Below are 18,598 nucleotides of genomic sequence, written 5' to 3'. Positions count from 1 at the left end.
GACACAAAAACCGAGCCCCCTATAATGACGGCCGACCACACGATGGATGCTTAGCTCAGCCGGGAGAGCATCGCCCTTACAAGGCGGGGGTCACTGGTTCGATCCCAGTAGCATCCACCATCTTTTAGTACAGTTGTTTTAAAAGATAAATCGTTGTAGTCATGTTGTTATGCCCAGGATGCTTAGCTCAGCTGGGAGAGCATCGCCCTTACAAGGCGAGGGTCACTGGTTCGATCCCAGTAGCATCCACCATCTCTTACGATGCTTAGGTATAGTGAACACCCAGGATGCTTAGCTCAGCTGGGAGAGCATCGCCCTTACAAGGCGAGGGTCACTGGTTCGATCCCAGTAGCATCCACCATCTTTTTAAAGAGTGCATCGCCACCCTTTATAAAGAAGAGGCTGCGGCTGGTTAATCCCAGTAGCATCCACCACCTCACTTTTACTCTAAGAAGTGATGTAATACAGAATACCCCAGGATGCTTAGCTCAGCTGGGAGAGCATCGCCCTTACAAGGCGAGGGTCACTGGTTCGATCCCAGTAGCATCCACCACTCCTTCATTCCTTCATTCCTTCGATAAAAAAGCATCGCACTCTTTAAACAACCCAAGACTCGCTAATTGGATCCCTGTAGCATCCACCATCCCCTTTAAAGAAAAATATCGCACTCTCTACAAAACCCAAGACTCGCTAATTAGATCCCTGTAACATCCACCATCCCCTTTAAAGAAAAACATCGCACTCTCTACAAAACCCAAAACTCGCTAATTAAATCCCAGTAGCATCCACCACTCCTTCATTCCTTCGATAAAAAAGCATCGCACTCTTTACACAACCCAAGACTCGCTAATTGGATCCCTGTAGCATCCACCATCCCCTTTAAAGAAAAGCATCACTCTCTTAACAAAACCCAAGACTCGCTAATTAAATCCCAGTAGCATCCACCACTTCTTTGATAAACACCGAACGTACAACTCCTTCGGAAAGCACCAAAAGTCCCTAACCTCTTGTTTCTAATCACCTTACATATTATATTTTTACCATTTTTTCACTTATTTATAATTTTCCCAAATCAGAAAAATATTAGCCATTGAATTCACTTGAAAAATTTGCAGCTTTTTACCTGTTTAGTCGCTATATTTGATAGAAATGATAATAGGTGTCTGATTCATTTATGGCAGTAAAACTTAATAAAGACATCCAAATTCTGGTTGTAGATGAGCAGCCGTTAACCCAGAATTATCTGCGTTATGCTCTGGAAACTCTGGGCTACACCAGTTTCCACTACGCTGAAAACTCCGCTATAGCTTTAACTCAATGCCGTGACAAAGCTTTTGATTTGATCATTTGCTCTTTTAATTTGAATGGCAAAGATGGCTATCAGCTGTATCAGGAGCTGAAAGCGCGTAATTTATTTCGACATTGCACAGGTTTCATTTTTATCAGCGCTGAGACAGATCCTAGCCTGGTGCACAGCGTTTTAGAGTTACAGCCTGACGAATTTATGGTGAAACCCTACGCCATTAAAGACTTAAAATCCCGTATTGACCGCACAGTGCAGCGTAAAAACTTGTTCCGCCCCTTGTATAGTCTGATGGATCAGAAAAAAACTGATCCGGCTCTGAAGCAACTGGATGAATGGCTGAAACAAGGCTATCAGCCTAAATACAACTCTATGCTGCTGAAAATTAAGGGCGAGATACTGCAACAAGCCGGTCGCTGGACCGAAGCAGAGCAGTTTTATAGCAGCCTTATTCATCACGAAAATCTGCACTGGGTTAAACTTGGGCTGGCACGCTGTTTAATTCAGCGTGAACGTTACCCTGAAGCCATCTCGCTGCTGCAACCTCTGTTGCATAAAGCTGACATGAAACTGGCGGCTTTGGATTTACTGGCGGATATTCATCTGCACCAGCAACTATATAAAAAAGCCCAGTCTGAACTACTACAAGCGGCTGATATGGCGCCACGCAACTTAATGCGCCAGCAAAAGCTGTTGCATCTGTCCCGCTTAACCCATGACTACGAACATCAGTTTAAAGCAGCTAAAGACTTGCTGCGTTTTGCCCGTTTCTCTATTTATGAGCAGCCTGATTTGTATTTGAATCTGGCTCGCGCTTCTATTGATTACGCCTTAAGTGTGGACGAAGAGGAGCAAACTAATCGCTTGTCTAAAGTTGCCAATGACACTTTAAGCAATATGCGCCAATTGTTTCCGGATCAGCGCAAAGAAGAGCAGCAAGTGGTGGTGCAGGCGAGGATTTATTATCTAAAAGATCAGATAGAAAAAGCGAAGCAGCTGTTGCTGGCACTGGAGAAAAAACCTGTAACACAAGGGGCTGAAGATATTCTGGACAAAGCCAAAGCTCTGCATGAAGTAGGTTTATTAAGCAGTTCCCGCGAGTTACTTAAACAACTGACTCAAGATGCCTATCAGTTAAAAAATGCAGATCCTGTGTTTATCACTTATTTGCAACAAGAGCAGCAAGAACGCGAAAGCTTACCTATGGGACCAAGGGAATTTAACAACAACGCAGTATTGCTTTACGAAAAAGGCCAGTTGCATCAGGCGCTGAGCGCTTTTATTCAGGCCTTTACTATTATGCCCGGTAACGTGGGTATTGCGCTGAATTTGCTGCAGTCATTACGATCCACAGAAAACATTGATCCCTCCGTTCAAACTGAACAATTGCGTTTGCAATGTGAAGTAATGTTGTCGAGAGCCAAACTGAATGAAGAGCAGGAAAAACGCTGGCAGCAGTTGCAAAGCCAGCAGAAAATAGCGATTTAAGTCTGGGTTAAGGCCATTCAGTCACAACCTGTTTCATCACTGGGTTCTTCAGCAGCCACCATAAGCTAAGCAACAGCAGTGCTGGTGATATCAGTAACCAGGGTGCTTTGAGCATCACATAGTTGGGCAAGTGAGTCAGGCTGTGCACCAGATCTATAGCAACAACTGTCAGCATAATCCAACGACTTTGCCGCCATAATTTAAACCAGCCCTGATGCCCCTTATCCTTGCGCTGACTTAATGCAGCCACAACCAGCAACAAAGGTGCACAAATCAGACAAGCAGTTAAGAAATCGCTGCTTTTTGGATAGACGGCGGCCATTAACTTGTCACCGCCTTCTGGCATCGTCAACACTAAAATCCACAGCAGATAAGGCCTTAACACCAGCAACAACACGGCATAAAAACGCATAGGGATGCGGGTCAGGCCATACTTATCCAGCAGAGGATAAAATTCAGACATATCAGTTCAATCCATGCTGTGAAAACAGCTCCAGCATTTGTTGCTCTGTCCAGACCGGTACCGACAGTTCAGTGGCTTTAGCCAACTTAGAGCCCGCGTTGTCGCCCGCTATGACTGCATAAGTTTTAGCAGAAACAGAACCAGATACTTTAGCCCCTAAACGCTGCAGTTTTTCTTTGGCATCATCACGGCCCATGCTGGTTAAGGTGCCGGTCAAAACCACTGTTAATCCAGCCAGAGGTTGTTCACCTTGTTGCTGTTTTTCAATCTCAGGCCAATGAATACCTGCATCAATTAACTGCTGGATCACTGCAGCATTATGCTCTTCCGCCATAAAATGCTGAATATTCCCTGCTACTACAGCACCCACATCCTGTACTTCTAACAGCTGTTCAATGCTTGCTTGCTGCACTGCATCCAAAGCGGCAAAATGGCTGGCCAAATTAAGGGCCGTTGCTTCGCCTACTTCACGAATACCCAAAGAGTAAATAAAACGTGGCAAGGTGGTTTGTTTAGAATCCTCTATGGATTTCAGCAATTTAAGCGCCAGCTTTTCGCCCATACGCTCTAAACCAACTAAAGCTGGCATATCCAGCCGGAAAATATCAGCCGGAGTTTTTACCAGTTGCTGATCCACCAACTGTTCAATAATTTTGTCACCTAAGCCTTCAATATCCATGGCTTTGCGTGAAACGAAATGCTTCAGCGCTTCTTTTCGCTGTGCAGCACAAAACAAGCCGCCTGTGCAGCGCGCTACGGCTTCACCTTCAACCCGTTCAATGCTGGACTGGCAAACAGGACAAAGGCTTGGAAACAGGATATCACGCGCATTTTCAGGGCGCTGTTCCAACACTACAGAAACAATTTGTGGGATCACGTCCCCTGCCCTGCGCACTATGACGGTATCGCCTACTTTGACGCCCAGACGGTTTATTTCGTCCTGATTATGCAAAGTCGCATTACTGACAGTGACTCCGCCCACTATAACGGGCTCTAATCGCGCAACAGGCGTAATAGAGCCGGTGCGACCGACCTGGAATTCAACGTCCAGTAAAGTGGTGGTTTTTTCCTGAGCCGGAAATTTAAAGGCAATAGCCCAACGTGGCGCACGGGCGACAAAACCTAACGCCTGTTGCTGCGCTAAATCATCCACCTTCAGTACAACGCCATCTATTTCGTAAGGTAAAACAGCACGTTTAGTCAGAATGTTTTGCTGATACTCCAAAGCAGCCTGTAAGCCGGTGACATGGCGGATTTCCGGGCAAACAGGTAAACCCCAGCCTTTGAGTTGCTGCAAACGGGCATAATGGCTTTTACTGTTTAAAAGTTGAGCTGCATCTTCCACTGCGCCTACCGCATAGGCATAAAACATTAAAGGCCGGCTCGCGGTGATCTTCGGATCCAATTGCCGTAAGCTGCCTGCCGCCGCATTACGTGGGTTAGCAAAGACTTTATCGCCTGCGACGCGAGCTTTGTCGTTCATCGCCTCAAAACCTGCCAGAGGCATAAAAACTTCACCACGTACTTCCAACACAGCCGGTACTTCGCCTTGTAACTTCAGCGGCACGGCACGGATGGTTTTGACGTTGGAGGTAATATCTTCACCGGTAAAACCATCACCACGGGTAGCAGCTTGTACCAACAGGCCTTGTTCATAACGAATACTGACGGCTAACCCATCCAGCTTTGGTTCGGCACAAAATTCAAAATCTTTGCTGGCATCAATACGGTCGGCCATACGTTTGTAAAAAGCAGCAAAGTCATCGGCGTCAAAAGCGTTATCCAGCGACAACATAGCCACCTGATGGCTGATTTGACCAAATTTGCTTAAAGGTGCAGCTCCAACCCGCTGAGTCGGTGAATCTGCGGTCACCAGCTCCGGATGCTGTTGCTCTATCTGCTGTAGCTCCTGGAACAACTGGTCGTAGTCGGCATCCGGAATACTTGGGTTGTCTAACACATAATACTGGTGGTTATGAAAAGCCAGTTGATCTTTCAGCTGCTGCAGGCGTTGTTGGATAGCTTGGTTCATTTGGTTTACCCGGACACTTAAAGTCTGAAATCTTAAATTCTAAAATGTTAAATTCTAAAATAACTAGGCCCCGATGACGGGGCCTGTTTAACAGCTGTAATGCATTAACCGTGGATCAGGCGCTGACGCTGGAACTCACGGATTTTTTCCACATAATGCCGTACTGTTTGTACTGTTAGCACTGAGCGTTGACCATCCAGCACCTGGCCACCGAATTCATCGGCCAGTTTTTTTGCAGCACTGTGCATCAGGTTGAAGTTTTGTAAAGCTTCGCCAGGCCCTGGCAAGGTCATAAACAAACTTAAACCACGGGTATTCATTTTTTCCATCTCTTCTAAATCGAAGGTACCTGGATTAAACATGTTGGCCAGTGAAAACAGCACTTCGCCTGAACCTGCATTGTCCTGAAAACGGTGGAAAATATTCATTTCGCCGTACTTAAAGCCCAGCATCAGCAACGAAGGCAATAATAGAGAGCCGTTAATTTCTTCGCCTTCTGGCAACAATACGTACAGGATCAGCACTTCGTTTGCTGGCGCCTGTGCACTTTGATCTTTTTCTGCTTCGTAGGCAGCTTGTTGCTCTTCGGCAACAGCTTCAGCATAAGGCTCGTCTGTAGCAGAAAAACTGCCCATATCTAAAGAGGGTTCATTTAATTCCGGCTCACGACGCACTTTGACCGGTTCACGTAATTTGTTGGCTTTTGGCGGCACTGTTGGCGCAGGTTTTGGTTGCGGCTTTTCGCCTGGTTGCAATACACGCTTACGACCAATACCCAACTCATCAAACCCATCGCCTTTAGGGCCGGAGTTTGCAGCAGCGTCTACATCGTATTTGCTGTTGTCCTTGTTATTTTTCCGGACTGTCCACCAGCCATGTAAAGCTAAAGCGCTGATACCCAACACACCCAAAACAATCAAGACTAAACGTAATTCCTCAGCCATCTCTTTTACCTTTTAGTTTTTAGGCTTGTGCCATTTTCACGGCATCTTCCACATCTACAGCCACAACTCTGGACACACCGGGCTCCTGCATGGTCACCCCCATTAATTGTGCCGCCATTTCCATGGCAATTTTATTGTGACTGATATAAATAAATTGCACAGTTTCAGACATTTCCCGTACCAGATTACAAAATCTGCCGACGTTTGCATCATCCAAAGGTGCATCAACTTCATCCAACATGCAAAAAGGTGCCGGATTTAATCGAAAAATCGAAAACACCAATGATAAAGCGGTTAGCGCTTTTTCACCACCCGAGAGTAAGTGAATTGTACTGTTTTTTTTGCCTGGCGGTCTCGCCATGATAGTTACACCTGTTTCTAACAGATCTTCTTCGGTTAAATCAAGATAGGCGCTACCTCCACCAAAGACTTTTGGAAACAAAGTTTGCAAGCCTTCATTGACCTGTTCAAAGGTTTCCTTAAATTTCTGCCGGGTTTCCCGGTCAATTTTACGAATAGCAGTTTCGAGAGTTTCCAATGCGGAGACTAAATCCTGATGCTGCGCATCCAGATACTGCTTACGCTCGTCCTGCTGTTCAAACTCTTCAATAGCCGCCAGGTTAATAGGGCCTAAGCGTGACACTGAATCCTGCGTTTTTTCCAGTTGCTGTTGCCATTCCTGCTCATTCGCTTCAGGCGGTAGAGTTTCACTCAGCTCCTTAAAGTTCACCTGCAGTTCTGTCAGCTGCTCCAACATATTGTTGGCTCGCACACGATAGCCTTCTGCACTTAACTGTAAATCTGCTAACTCTTTTTGCTTTTGCGTTAATACATGCGCCACACCTTGATGGCCCTGTTCGGCCTGACGCAGCTTTTCTTCTAACAAATGCAAAGCTTCGGCTTTTTGCTGCACTAAAAGTTCAACTTCAGCTCGTTGTTCCAACAATAACTGTAAAGTTTCGTGTTGTTCGCCATCGGGTTCTGATACTTCAGCCAGTTGATCCTGCACTACTAGATGGCGCTGCTGCAGTTGCTGTTGTTGTTGTTGGCTGCGCTGTAAATTCTGCTGGCTGAACGTGATTTGCTTACTTAAGCTTTGTTGTTCCAGTTGCAATTGCTGCAGTTGTTGGCGAATTAAATCCTGTTGCTGTTTCAGTTGTTGATGCTGTTGCTGGCTCTGGCTGAGTTGTTGCTGCAACTGCCATTCTTTGGCTTTTTGCGTCTGATATTGTTCGTCCAATGCTTCAGATTGCTGCTCCAGTTCTTCGAGTTGCAGACTTAACAACTCAAAATCCTGCTGCTGCGCTGTCAGCTCAGCGGATGCCTGCAAACGTCTTTGCTGCTGTAATTGCTGCTGTTGTTGCAGTAATAAAAGGTCAGTGCTGACTTTTTGCAGTAAATCTTTAGCTTGTTGCAACTGTTGAATGCTTTGCTGCCATTGCTGTTTACTCTCTGCAAGTTCGGCGTCGGATTGCAGTGCCTGTTGCTGCTCTGCCAAAAGTTGCTGTTCAAGCTGCTGAATTTGTTCAGCCAGTTCCAGCAATTGCTGTTGCCGTGTTAAGTAGTTATCTGAAGCCGCCTGCCCGGGCACGAGCTGCCAATTGCTGCCAAACCAAATGCCTTCAGGACAAATCACCGACTGCTGCGGCTCTAATTGCTGTTGTTTTGCTTTGGCTTGCTCCAGGTTGTCGGCAAGCACAATAGTATGGAACGAGTCCGGGTAGAGGCCAGAACGGATCACTGTTGCTAAAGTACCGATTTTAGCATCAAGCTGGCTTGGTGAGACATAACTTTGGTCAGTTCCCTGTTTAGTGCCCTGCTCTGCTGTAGCATGCTGCAATTCACCCAGCACCAAGCTCACAGCCTTCGCCCATTTGGCTTCAATCTGAAGCTGCTTTAACAGTTGTTGTTGCTGCTGATTCACCTGCAACTGAATTTGGTTGAGCTTATCCTGCTGAGTCTTCAACTGCTTCAGCTCGCTTTGTTGCACCAACTGCTGTTGTTTGCGTTCCTGCACATTGTGTTGCAAATCCTGATAGCGCTGTTCGGCATCAGAGCTTTGCTGCTGCAGTAGTTCAAGTTGCTGCTGTGCCTGCAGCTGCTTTGCCACTAATGGCTCTGCGGCTTTCGAGTCGGCCGCAGCGTCCAGTTGACCCAGTTCCTGTTGGAGCTGGCTGATACGGTTGAGTAATTGCTGTTGCTGCTGCTGGCTGTGTTCGGTTTTTAGCTTGTTTTGTTGCTGCTGTTGCTGCAGTGCAAAAAACTGTTGCTGCCATTGTTGTAATTCATGCTGAGCGCTGGCTAACTGTTCCTGCGCTTGCTCGGCTTGTTCGGTCAGAGTTTCAAATTGCTCTTGTTTCAGTTCACTATCCGGTGCTGCATGTTCAAGCTGAAACTCGAGTTCAGCCAGTTGCTCCTGCTGCTGCGCCATATAAGAGTCGGCTTCCTGCAAGGTAAGCTGCAAGGAGCGTAATTCATCAGTCAGGCTTTGGCGGCGCTGACGTTGGTGCAATTGTTGCTGCTCCAGGCGGGTGATCTGATTACCGACCTGATAATACTGCTGCTGCACTTGCTGCTGTTCGGTACGTAAATCCTGTTGCTGCTCTTTCAGTTGCAGTACCAGCAACTGATCACCGGATTGAGCCGCCTGAAACTGTTCTATTTCTGTCAGCTTGTGCTGAATGTCCAACTCGGTTTTTTGCAGCAGGCCATGAAAGTGTAACCATTTCACACAGGCCAATTCGGCTTTGAGCTTACGCTCCTGTGCTTTGAGTTCTTTAAAACGTGCCGCAGCTGCAGCTTGGCGTTTTAACTTATCGAGGTTTTTACCCAGCTCTTCCCGCACGTCAGATAAACGGTCCAGGTTTTCACGAGTATGTTTAATGCGGTTTTCGGTTTCGCGCCGGCGCTCTTTGTATTTGGAAATGCCAGCCGCTTCTTCGATAAAAATACGTAAGTCAGCAGGCTTGGATTCTATCAGCCGCGAAATCATGCCCTGTTCGATAATGGCGTAACTGCGTGGGCCTAAGCCCGTGCCAAGGAAAATATCTGTGATATCACGACGGCGGCATTTAGTGCCATTAAGGAAATAATTCGACTGGCCATCCCGCGTCACTAAACGTTTGATGGATATTTCACTGCGATCAGCCAGCGTGCCTTGCAAACGGCCTTGCGTGTTTTCGAACATCAGTTCTACAGAAGCCTGAGACACAGGTTTACGCTGCGTGGAGCCGTTAAAGATAACGTCTGTCATCGCATCACCACGCAGGTTTTTCGCTGAGCTTTCACCCAGCACCCAGCGCACGGCGTCAATTACATTAGATTTACCGCAGCCGTTTGGTCCCACTACAGCAGTCATCTGAGCAGGAAAAGCCACCTGAGTGGGATCAACGAAGGATTTAAAACCCGCTAATTTAATTTGCTTAAGACGCATCTGTCCCTGAACAATAAGGCCGAGGTTTTGTTAACAAAAGTGAATGTAACAGAACAGCAGGGCTGCTGTCACGGCCGCTTTGTGTCAGGACACTGAAAAAGTTGCTTACGGATTTCTTCTTGCGACTCAGATACATGGCCTATATGCTCGGCTCATTCGTTCCTGCAGGAGTTCAAAGGATGCATTATTTAATGAAAGGCCTGAACTTAATTCGGGTCAAAGGCTTAAAACGTTATGTGGTGGTGCCACTGTGCATCAACCTGGTGCTGTTTGCGCTGGCTTTTGGCTATTTATTTAGTCAATTGGGCGGCTGGGTTGATCAGGTGGTGGCCACCTTGCCAGACTGGTTGGGCTTTGTTGGCTTTTTAGTCTGGCCTCTGGCGCTGTTTTCTATTGTGATGGGTTTAGCTTTAACTTTTACTATGGTGGCTAATTTTATCGCTGCACCTTTTAATGCTTTGCTGGCAGAAAAAACAGAACTGCATTTAACAGGTCAGCCATTGCCCGATCAGGGCCTTGCCGCTTTTTTAAAAGATGTCCCCCGTATGCTGGGGCGTGAATGGCAGAAGTTTGTCTATTGCCTGCCCCGCGCTATTGGTTTTTTACTGCTGTTTTTTATCCTGCCGGGCATAGGCCAGTTGTTATGGTTTTTATTCTGCAGCTGGATGCTGGCGATTCAGTACTGTGACTATCCTTTTGATAACCATAAAGTACCTTTTACTACAATGAGAAAGGCGTTAAAACTGCAGTGGAAACATAGCTATGCTTTTGGTATCACTGTCTATGTACTGAGCTTGGTACCGCTGATTAATTTACTGATTATGCCGGTGGCGGTGTGTGGCGCTACGGCCATGTGGGTGGATAAATTCAGAGAAGCCTTGCGCCTGCCTGACTAATAAAAATGGGGTCAGAACACATTAGTTATGCGTAACTAATGTGTTCTGACCCCATTTTAACTTATCTCTGTTCTGGGAATTTACGCCGCCATCTGTTTACGATTTTGTTTTTATCCGCTCTGAACTGATGTTGCACTATCACAGGGCGGGACACAATCAGGTTATTAGGATAGACAATCTGCTCGTTGTTTTTGGTCAGCAACACTGTGCTGAACAAATTGATTTCCACCACCTTGCCTTCGACATGGTTTGCACCATCAATAATTTTGACTTCAGCACCAGGCGCAAAGTTACGCTGACCCAACATAATAAAAAAGGCGGTGATGTTGCTTAACAATGACCAGGCGGCAAACAAAGCCACACCTATCACCGCTATCATTGAGGAGGCAAGAACCAGCAAACCTTTGATGTCGATCCCCCAGACCACGCTCAGAATAACAACTAACAATAAAAACAGCAGAATATGAAACACCACCAGAGCACGGCGGTTCATTTCATCTTTTAATACGCTGGCAGCAATAGTACGGTATAAAAACGGCGCTATTCTGCGACTTAAAACGATATAAATCAGGATGATGACAGCACTGATCACCATCTGCACTATAGCCGGACTAAAACTGGCCATTAACTGTCTTAACTGATGCAAAATCTGCATGGCTTCTTGCACAATCACCACCCTTCTTCAAAAAACGCTATTTTTCCTTGTACAACTGAACTTAGACTGAAAATGTTTAATCCAGATCGTTTATAGCCCAGGTCACAATATGGTCTTCAAACTTTTCCATATCGACCTCGTCTTCTGAAATGGTTTTATTCCGCACTGACATTTGTTTTTTATGCATCAGGCTTTTTTTGCCGTTATTCAGAAGCGGATGCCAGGACGGTAAACCACGACCTTCATGCAAACGGCGGTAGCTACAACTGTTTGGCATAAAAAAGATATCTTTTAAATTGTCCTGCGTCAGCTTCACGCAATCCGGCACCAAGACTGTACGTTGCTCATACACAGTACAGGCACATTTGTGACTGTCCAGATAACGACAAGCGATATTGGTAAAATGGATTTGTTCATCCGGCTTGATGTAATCGGTTGGGCCTTCAGCCTCTTCGTCTTCATCATCAATAAATTTATTCAGACAACATTTGGCGCAGCCGTCACAGACAGCTTCCCACTCTTCTATTGTCATTTGTTCCAGGCTTTTGGTTTCCCAGAATTTTGCTGTTAACACTTCAACCTCTCTGTCAGCGTACTGACGTCTTAATATATAGCTTGTTAGCCAGAGTTAATTCTAACTGATCGCCGCTATAAAGTGGCCCTACACCTGCTGGTGTGCCGGTGAGTACCAGATCGCCAGGTAACAAGGTAAAAAACTGCGACATCTCACTGATCATTTGAATCACGGAACGGATCATCATGCGGGTATCGCCTTGCTGACGCAGTTCGCCATTTACCATCAAGCTAAACTGTAATTGCTGTACATCACCCAGTTGCTCAGCGGGAACAAAACCAGAGACAGGGCAAGCACCATCAAAACCTTTAGCAATTTCCCAGGGCCGTCCCAGCTCTTTTAATTTCTTTTGCTGATCCCGAAGCGTTAAATCCAGCGCCAGACCATAACCCCACACCGCATCCAGCACTTGCTGTGGAGTTACTTTGGTTAAAGGTGCTTTGATCAGCACCGCCAGCTCAGTTTCATTATGCACCGCACCTAACTGGTCCGGGATCAGAAAAGGCTGATTGATATCAACCACTGCCGTATTGGGTTTGATGAAAAACAGTGCTTCTGGTGCTGTTTTGCTGTTCATCTCAGCTATATGGTCCTGATAATTCTGACCTATGCAAAGCACTTTGCCTAAAGGCAGCTGAATAACCTGTCCCTGAACATCTTTATGCTGATAACTCATGTTTAATCCTCAGCCACTATTAAATCAGCCAGATAACCTACGCTGGTGACAAAATAATAAGATCGGTTCCAGTGCATCAGTGTCTGGTAGTTGCTGTACGCCAGATACACCCGGCCTTGTTCGTCATCCGGCATCACCAAAGCAGCTTTGATATCTCGCTTGGGCAGAGCTTTGCCTTCAGTGGTGCGAACGCCCAAAGTTTGCCATGCCGCTAAAGAACGTTCAGATTTAGCCCACCACTGCAGCCACTGAGTTCTGTCTTTGCTGCCTTTTGGGATCACGTAAGAGAAATCAAAGTTTTTTGGTACTTTTACTTCCCTGCCCCAGGTTTGGCTATTGTCCCAGCCCCGGGTTTTTAAATAATTAGCAATAGAGGCAAAAGCGTCAGAGCGGCTTTGCCAGATATTGATATGACCATCACCGTCACCATCCTGAGCATAGGACATAAAAGCACTTGGCATAAATTGACTCTGACCCATAGCACCGGCCCATGAGCCTTTCATATCCGCTAATTTGACATGGCCTTGCTGCAGAATATCCAGCGCCAGAAAAAACTCGGATTTAAAAAAGGCTTCACGACGACCATCATAGGCCATAGTGGCTAAAGCCGAAGGCACTGAGTAGTTGCCCATAATTTTTCCGAAGCTGCTTTCGAGCCCCCATAAGGCAACGATAAAACGGGGTTGGACGCCATATTTCTGGCCTATAGCGTCAAGCTCTTTTTGATGTTCTTTGTAGTATTTGCGAGCCAGCGCTATACGCTGTTTACTGATACGTTTAGGTAAATAAGTATCTAAAGTTTCAGTAAATTCAGGCTGTTTTTTATCAGCGACCACAGCAGACTGGTAATGTTTCAGGCTGGCAAACACTTCATCAACTAAAGCTTTGGAATAGCCCTTTTGTAAGGCTTCTTGTTTTAAAGACGCTACATAGTTTTCAAAACTGCCTTTGGTGATTGCGGCCTGAGCAGGCTCAGCTGTCGCTACCGCAGTGGCGGCTTTAGCTTGGGGCTTTACTGGTGCTTTAGTTTCTGTTGTGGCGGCAGCTTGTGTTTTTACGACTTCAGTTGCAGTCTGAGCTTTGCCTGAGACAGTAGTGGTACAAGCCAATAATAAGCTGCTGGCAACAATAACTGCGATTTGAGTGAACTTCATGTACTACTCCTTGTTGGGCTGGCTCTCTTTATGTGCTTTGAGCAAATCTTCAGGCGGCGGAGGTAACTGCAAATAAAAGCCCTGCTCTGTCAGCTGTTGTCTGACCTTGTCGATATCGGCATGGGCTAATTTGCTTTTGGTCGCCAGATTAATCAGCGTGACCAGCATAGGTTTACCAAAGGTTTTAAGTAAAGCTTCAGGTACAGCGCTAAAATCATCACGGCGCAATACATACAAATAGGTTTGGTCCAGTTTAGGACTTTTATAAACAACACATAGCATAGGACAAAAACTACTCTGACTAACTTGCCTAACAGGGGCGCAAACTATAACATGAAGCACCAGCCTTGCGTACCAAGCGAATAAAGGCTGACACGAATTTTTGCCGTCATTAAACAAATAATAAAGTGCGCATTTTGAGCTATGTCTGATCATTCCTTTGAATTAAAAGGCAGTTTGTTTCCACTGTCTGTATTGTATTGTCAGGACCTGTCTGCTGCTGCCGTAAAAACTCAGCTGCAACAAAAACTGGCGCAAGCTCCTGCCTTTTTTTACCGCGCGCCTGTGGTGATTAATGTCGAGTCTGTTACTCAAGCTCCTGATTTTGAAGCTATTGCTGAAGTTTTCAAAGAACTTGAATTGGTCTTGGTGGGTGTATGTGGTGCTTCAGCTGAACTGAAAAAAGTGGCTCAGGCCGCAGGTTTAGCCGCACTTCAGCTAAGTAAAAGCAAAACACCGGCTAAAGAAACAAAAGAAATTGAAGCCAAAACTGAAGCAGCAACTGCTGCTCCTGTGATGGAAACCAAAGTGGTGGAGCAAAATATTCGCTCTGGCCAGCAAATTTATGCCAAAGGTGCAGATTTAGTGATCCGTGGTACTGTAGGTGCTGGCGCTGAAGTCATTGCTGATGGAAATATACATATTTACGGTACGCTGCGTGGCAAAGCCATAGCAGGAGCTGCCGGAGATAATCAAAAACGCGTGTTTTGTCACAAGCTGGAAGCTGAACTGATCTCCATAGCCGGAAGTTACTGGTTAAGTGACAGTCTGCAAGGCGAATATTGGGGTAAGTCGGCTTGCATTGGGTTGCAGGACGATAAGTTGGTTTTAGCAGATTTGCTTTAAGGATATTTTGCGATGGCAAAAATCATTGTTGTTACATCAGGTAAAGGTGGCGTAGGCAAAACTACGTCAAGCGCGGCTATTGGTACAGGCATCGCCATGCGCGGTTTCAAAACCGTCATTATCGATTTTGATATTGGCTTAAGAAACCTGGATTTAATCATGGGTTGCGAGCGTCGTGTCGTATACGACTTCGTTAACGTGATTAATGGTGAAGCGAATTTAAAACAGGCGATGATCAAAGATAAACGTATCGACACCCTGTTTATTCTGCCTGCTTCACAAACCCGTGATAAAGACGCGCTGAGTAAAGAAGGCGTAGAACGTATTCTGAACGAGCTGGCACAGGAATTTGATTACATCATCTGTGACTCGCCTGCTGGTATTGAATCAGGCGCTATGATGGCGTTGTATTTTGCCGACGAAGCTGTGGTTGTGACTAACCCTGAAGTATCTTCAGTGCGTGACTCAGACCGTATTTTAGGAATGCTGAGCAGCAAATCTCGCCGTGCAGAACAAGGTTTACCAGGCATCAAAGAACACTTGTTGTTAACCCGTTACAACCCAGAGCGTGTTCTCAAAGGTGAAATGCTGAGTGTTGAAGACGTGGGTGAAATTCTGGCGATTAAACTGCTGGGTGTGATCCCTGAGTCTCAGGCGGTTTTAAACGCCTCCAACTCTGGTACTCCGGTGATTCTGGACGAAGACAGCGATGCTGGCCAGGCCTATTTAGATACGGTCGCCCGCTTGCTTGGCGAAGAAGTGCCTTTCCGTTTCCTGAACGTGGAGAAAAAAGGCTTGCTGAAACGTATATTTGGAGGCTAAGCGAATGTCGTTATTGGATTATTTCCGTTCAACGAAAAAAAATACCGCTTCAACTGCCAAAGAGCGGTTACAAATTATCGTTGCGCATGAACGCAACCGCCGCAACAGCCCGGATTATTTACCGCAACTGGAGCGCGATATTTTGGCAGTGATTCGCAAGTATGTGGATATAGCTGACGATCAGGTTTCGGTATCACTGGAAAAGAGCTCAGATGAACTATCTGTGCTGGAATTAAACGTTACTTTTCCTGACGATAAGAAGTAGTAAAGAAAAGAGGCAGAGTCTGTGACTTTGCCTCTTTTATGCGACTCTTAGTTACTAAAGTCATCCATCAGGATCAACCCCAGATCCGTTGTTAAGCCCTCACCATCGCGAGCTACTGCGGTATAAATACTATTGGCGTCTAATGTGACTGCTACTGGGCCTATAGCTGCTGTTTTACTGCCTGTAGGTGTCACTGTGACAAAATAATCCCCTGCTGGTACCTGAATATAGCCGGAATCCGCTTTAAAAGGCACGTTACTCAGCGCCGCTGCGGCCGCAGAAATGTCTGAGTTCGCAGTCAGATAAACATCCACCGGACCAGCCAGACTTGAACCATGGATCACGCGGATTTGTGCTGCTGTGGCGATGCGACGCGGGTGGTCCATCACAACCAAAGGTTCAATGCTTTCTTCTGTTAAAGAACCTACCGCGTGCACTGTGTAATAAGCACCGCTTTCTAATTCTAAATCGGCGTTAATCACCACCACGGAATTGTCAGCGTCAGCAGCAACTTTCACGTTGTAAGTATCAGGGGCCAGTTCGGCATAACCAGTAAAGTCAGGGAAAGCGAGTGCATTAATAGCTTCTGCGTCGTCCACTAAGATATCCACAGCAGGTGCATCGGATACATCGTGCACTACACGCACAGCAGAGACTGAACCTGTGTCCAACAGCTCAAGACTTGTGTTACCTCCCTGAACTAAAGCTAATAAAGACACAGGTGAAGGTCCGGCGAACCTGCTATCCAAAGCAGCAATAGTTAAGTCGCTTCCTGAAGCTAAAGCCACGGTGCCAGAATCAAAAACCACTGTGGTTAAGTTACCTGCCGGAGTAATACGAACTCTGTAATCCCCGGCTGGCACAGTCACATCACCTGTTGCATCGCTGAACTCCAGGGTTGCAGCGACAGTTCCAGCAGATAACGCATCAGCCGGAGCTGTTAAATGCACATCGACAGTGGGTGCAGACGCAGCAGCATGCACGACGCGCAGACGCACGTTACCACTACTCACCGCGGTTTGTGGGAAATTAACCACCAGAGGTTCAATACTGTCATCTGCAACTTTCCCTGTGGCAAAGATTACGTAGTCTGTGGCCTGAGTAAGCGAAAGACTGGTTTGGGGGATCACTGTAGTCAAAGTATCGCCGGGCAGTTTCGCATCAACGGACGTATTGAAATTTCCGGCTGCCACGGAAAGTGGTCCGGCAGCTTCACCAAATGCAAGATTCGCTACGGCAACATTACCGTTAGCGTTCACTGCAACATCAGGAGCATCTGACACTGCATGAACTACTTTGATATTAGCGTTTACAGGAGGTGGTGGCTGGATTACTGGTTCCGGGTCTGAGTCATTGCATCCGCCGATAGCCAGCAGCGCAATAGTCAAAGCAACTAATTTATTACTCCATTTCATTGTATTTACCCTTTTGATTGTTGATGTAGCAAAAGAGTTACGAAATGGTTTTTCAACAGGATCAGCGCAGATTTTTGCAAAAAACAGCATGGTTTAGCCGAAAAAATCTACTAAACCATCCTGTGAATAGGGCTGTATTACGTATGATCAGTGAATTCAGATCAGTGACTGAATGTGGGCAGGAACAGGTAAGTGTTTAAGCAAAATATTCCTGCGCCAGCCTCGCAAAAACTCAGGAACAGGCAGTTGAGCTCTGTCTTCGTCACTGACCCGCCAGCACCAGTTAAAGTACTCGGTACTTTGCCGTCGAACCGCGATAAATTCTGCCGGAATACCGGACGCTTTAGCCGCCGCTTTAATTGCATCTGTAATGCGCTGCAGCTCTTCTTTAAACCCAGCGAACACATCAGTGTGATAAAAAGGCTGTGGGCATTGTTCCAGCGGTAACGCTTTGGCTTGTTCAATAAGAGCTAACACTGTTTTACCATGTCGACGCACTTCACGCCCCGGTAACTCAGGAATATTAAACATCGATTCCAGACTGCCGGGACGGCGTTTAGCAATATCCAGTAAATGATGATCTTTAAAAATAAAACCCAATGCCATATCGTGCTGCTGCGCATAGTCCTGTCGCCAGATCACTAACTCTCGCAAAATAGCCAGCTCACGTGGCGTCAGCAAATTGCTGTTTTTCAGCTCCAGATGGCGAAATGACAAAGGTAAACCAAAAGAGCGACGTGCTATTAAATGTTCACCTTCAGCAAGCAGCAGCTCGTATTGGTCTTTTGCGACCAGTTCAGCTTTCAGCGCCTGATACACGTCCAGCAAATGCTCTACATCTTTAGCGGCGTAATCCAACTGCAAAACCGATAAAGGCCGGGCTATCCAGTCGGTGCGGGATTCACTTTTATCCAGCTCCACAGCACAGACTCTTTGCACCAGCTTGGCATAGCCCTGACTGCCACCCCAACCTGCCAGCTCTGCCGCCAGTTGAGTATCAATCAGAGGCAATATTGGCAATAAACTTTTAGTAGCTAAGGCTTCTAAATCTTCATTGCAGGAATGCACGACCTTACAAACCGACGGATTAGCAAACAGCTGTTGCAAGGAGCTCCAGTCATCAATAGCTAAAGGATCAACTAACACCAGCTGTTTGCCATCAAACAGCTGAATTAAACCAAGCTTGGGGTATAAGGTGGTTTGGCGGACAAATTCAGTATCCACAGCTAACACCTCAGCACTGGCGGCTTGCGCACAAAAAGCAGCTAAAGCAGATGAAGTGGTAATAAGCTGATACGTCATTTGATATCCTTGATTTTCTTTATTTCTGTCTCTGACTTTTAAGCATAAAAA

16 protein-coding genes and 4 tRNA genes are annotated in these 18,598 nt (G+C 46.3%); 9 read left to right on the top strand and 11 right to left on the bottom strand.

Going from position 1 to position 18,598, the window contains the following annotated elements:
* Positions 1-44 precede the first annotated feature (44 nt).
* The 5 genes from P3C17_RS04715 to P3C17_RS04695 all read left to right on the top strand — a co-directional run bounded on the left by P3C17_RS04715 (position 45) and on the right by P3C17_RS04695 (position 2,791).
* A tRNA-Val gene (locus tag P3C17_RS04715) sits at positions 45-120 on the top strand.
* Positions 121-176: 56 nt separating this feature from the next.
* Positions 177-252 (top strand) — tRNA-Val (locus P3C17_RS04710).
* Positions 253-285: 33 nt separating this feature from the next.
* Positions 286-361: transfer RNA gene (locus P3C17_RS04705), tRNA-Val, on the top strand.
* A 116-nt stretch (positions 362-477) separates the two neighbouring features.
* Positions 478-553, top strand: a tRNA-Val gene (locus tag P3C17_RS04700).
* Between the two features lie 621 nt (positions 554-1,174).
* The gene (locus P3C17_RS04695; protein WP_300928331.1) at positions 1,175-2,791 is read left to right on the top strand and encodes a response regulator; all 1,617 of its coding nucleotides are present in this window, start codon (positions 1,175-1,177) and stop codon (positions 2,789-2,791) included.
* Between the two features lie 7 nt (positions 2,792-2,798).
* Here P3C17_RS04695 and P3C17_RS04690 read toward each other — a convergent pair whose 3' ends face one another.
* The 4 genes from P3C17_RS04690 to smc form a co-directional block, all read right to left on the bottom strand.
* Entirely contained in the window at positions 2,799-3,254 is a 456-nt protein-coding gene (locus P3C17_RS04690) for a DUF2919 family protein (protein WP_300928330.1), read from the bottom strand.
* A 1-nt stretch (position 3,255) separates the two neighbouring features.
* Positions 3,256-5,286 (bottom strand): NAD-dependent DNA ligase LigA, encoded by a 2,031-nt coding sequence (ligA, locus tag P3C17_RS04685; RefSeq protein ID WP_300928329.1) that lies wholly within the window; start codon positions 5,284-5,286, stop codon positions 3,256-3,258.
* Between the two features lie 104 nt (positions 5,287-5,390).
* Positions 5,391-6,230 carry a cell division protein ZipA gene (gene zipA / locus P3C17_RS04680; protein ID WP_300928328.1) on the bottom strand — a complete coding sequence of 280 codons (840 nt, stop codon included), beginning with the start codon at positions 6,228-6,230 and terminating at the stop codon, positions 5,391-5,393.
* A gap of 19 nt (positions 6,231-6,249) precedes the next feature.
* The gene (gene smc / locus P3C17_RS04675; RefSeq protein ID WP_300928327.1) at positions 6,250-9,663 is read right to left on the bottom strand and encodes a chromosome segregation protein SMC; all 3,414 of its coding nucleotides are present in this window, start codon (positions 9,661-9,663) and stop codon (positions 6,250-6,252) included.
* A gap of 179 nt (positions 9,664-9,842) precedes the next feature.
* Here smc and cysZ point away from each other — a divergent pair, with 179 nt between their 5' ends.
* Positions 9,843-10,559 carry a sulfate transporter CysZ gene (gene cysZ, locus P3C17_RS04670; RefSeq protein WP_300928326.1) on the top strand — a complete coding sequence of 239 codons (717 nt, stop codon included), beginning with the start codon at positions 9,843-9,845 and terminating at the stop codon, positions 10,557-10,559.
* Positions 10,560-10,620: 61 nt separating this feature from the next.
* Here cysZ and P3C17_RS04665 read toward each other — a convergent pair whose 3' ends face one another.
* From P3C17_RS04665 to P3C17_RS04645, 5 genes are all read right to left on the bottom strand, one after another.
* On the bottom strand, positions 10,621-11,226 hold the full coding sequence (locus P3C17_RS04665; protein ID WP_300928325.1) for a mechanosensitive ion channel domain-containing protein: 606 nt from the start codon (positions 11,224-11,226) through the stop codon (positions 10,621-10,623).
* Between the two features lie 64 nt (positions 11,227-11,290).
* Positions 11,291-11,788, bottom strand: coding sequence for a YcgN family cysteine cluster protein (locus tag P3C17_RS04660; RefSeq protein ID WP_127686171.1), 498 nt, complete (start codon positions 11,786-11,788; stop codon positions 11,291-11,293).
* 13 nt (positions 11,789-11,801) lie between these two features.
* Positions 11,802-12,464 (bottom strand): fumarylacetoacetate hydrolase family protein, encoded by a 663-nt coding sequence (locus P3C17_RS04655; protein ID WP_300928324.1) that lies wholly within the window; start codon positions 12,462-12,464, stop codon positions 11,802-11,804.
* 2 nt (positions 12,465-12,466) lie between these two features.
* Positions 12,467-13,618: a lytic murein transglycosylase gene (locus tag P3C17_RS04650; protein ID WP_300928323.1), complete on the bottom strand. Its 1,152-nt coding sequence runs from the start codon at positions 13,616-13,618 to the stop codon at positions 12,467-12,469.
* Positions 13,619-13,621: 3 nt separating this feature from the next.
* Positions 13,622-13,900, bottom strand: a complete 279-nt coding sequence (locus P3C17_RS04645) for a YcgL domain-containing protein (protein WP_300928322.1) — start codon at positions 13,898-13,900, stop codon at positions 13,622-13,624.
* Positions 13,901-14,041: 141 nt separating this feature from the next.
* Between P3C17_RS04645 and minC the strand changes: the two genes are divergently transcribed.
* Genes minC through minE form a run of 3 tightly spaced genes read left to right on the top strand, consistent with a single transcriptional unit; the run spans position 14,042 to position 15,830 of the window.
* Positions 14,042-14,743, top strand: a complete 702-nt coding sequence (minC, locus tag P3C17_RS04640; RefSeq protein WP_300928321.1) for a septum site-determining protein MinC — start codon at positions 14,042-14,044, stop codon at positions 14,741-14,743.
* A 12-nt stretch (positions 14,744-14,755) separates the two neighbouring features.
* Positions 14,756-15,565: a septum site-determining protein MinD gene (gene minD, locus P3C17_RS04635; RefSeq protein WP_300928320.1), complete on the top strand. Its 810-nt coding sequence runs from the start codon at positions 14,756-14,758 to the stop codon at positions 15,563-15,565.
* Between the two features lie 4 nt (positions 15,566-15,569).
* A complete protein-coding gene (minE, locus tag P3C17_RS04630; RefSeq protein ID WP_008900582.1) occupies positions 15,570-15,830 on the top strand; it encodes a cell division topological specificity factor MinE in 261 nt (86 codons plus the stop codon).
* A 47-nt stretch (positions 15,831-15,877) separates the two neighbouring features.
* Here minE and P3C17_RS04625 read toward each other — a convergent pair whose 3' ends face one another.
* Together P3C17_RS04625 and rnd are read right to left on the bottom strand one after the other, a co-directional pair.
* Positions 15,878-17,245, bottom strand: coding sequence for a DUF4397 domain-containing protein (locus P3C17_RS04625; protein ID WP_300928319.1), 1,368 nt, complete (start codon positions 17,243-17,245; stop codon positions 15,878-15,880).
* A gap of 156 nt (positions 17,246-17,401) precedes the next feature.
* Positions 17,402-18,547, bottom strand: a complete 1,146-nt coding sequence (gene rnd, locus P3C17_RS04620; RefSeq protein WP_300928318.1) for a ribonuclease D — start codon at positions 18,545-18,547, stop codon at positions 17,402-17,404.
* Positions 18,548-18,598: the final 51 nt, after the last annotated feature.

The sequence above is a fragment of the Rheinheimera sp. 1928-s genome (genome assembly GCF_029269265.1).
In the GTDB taxonomy this organism is placed as follows: Bacteria; Pseudomonadota; Gammaproteobacteria; order Enterobacterales; family Alteromonadaceae; genus Pararheinheimera.
Note: the sequence above shows the minus strand (reverse complement) of the source record. Positions and strands in the feature narration are given on the sequence as shown.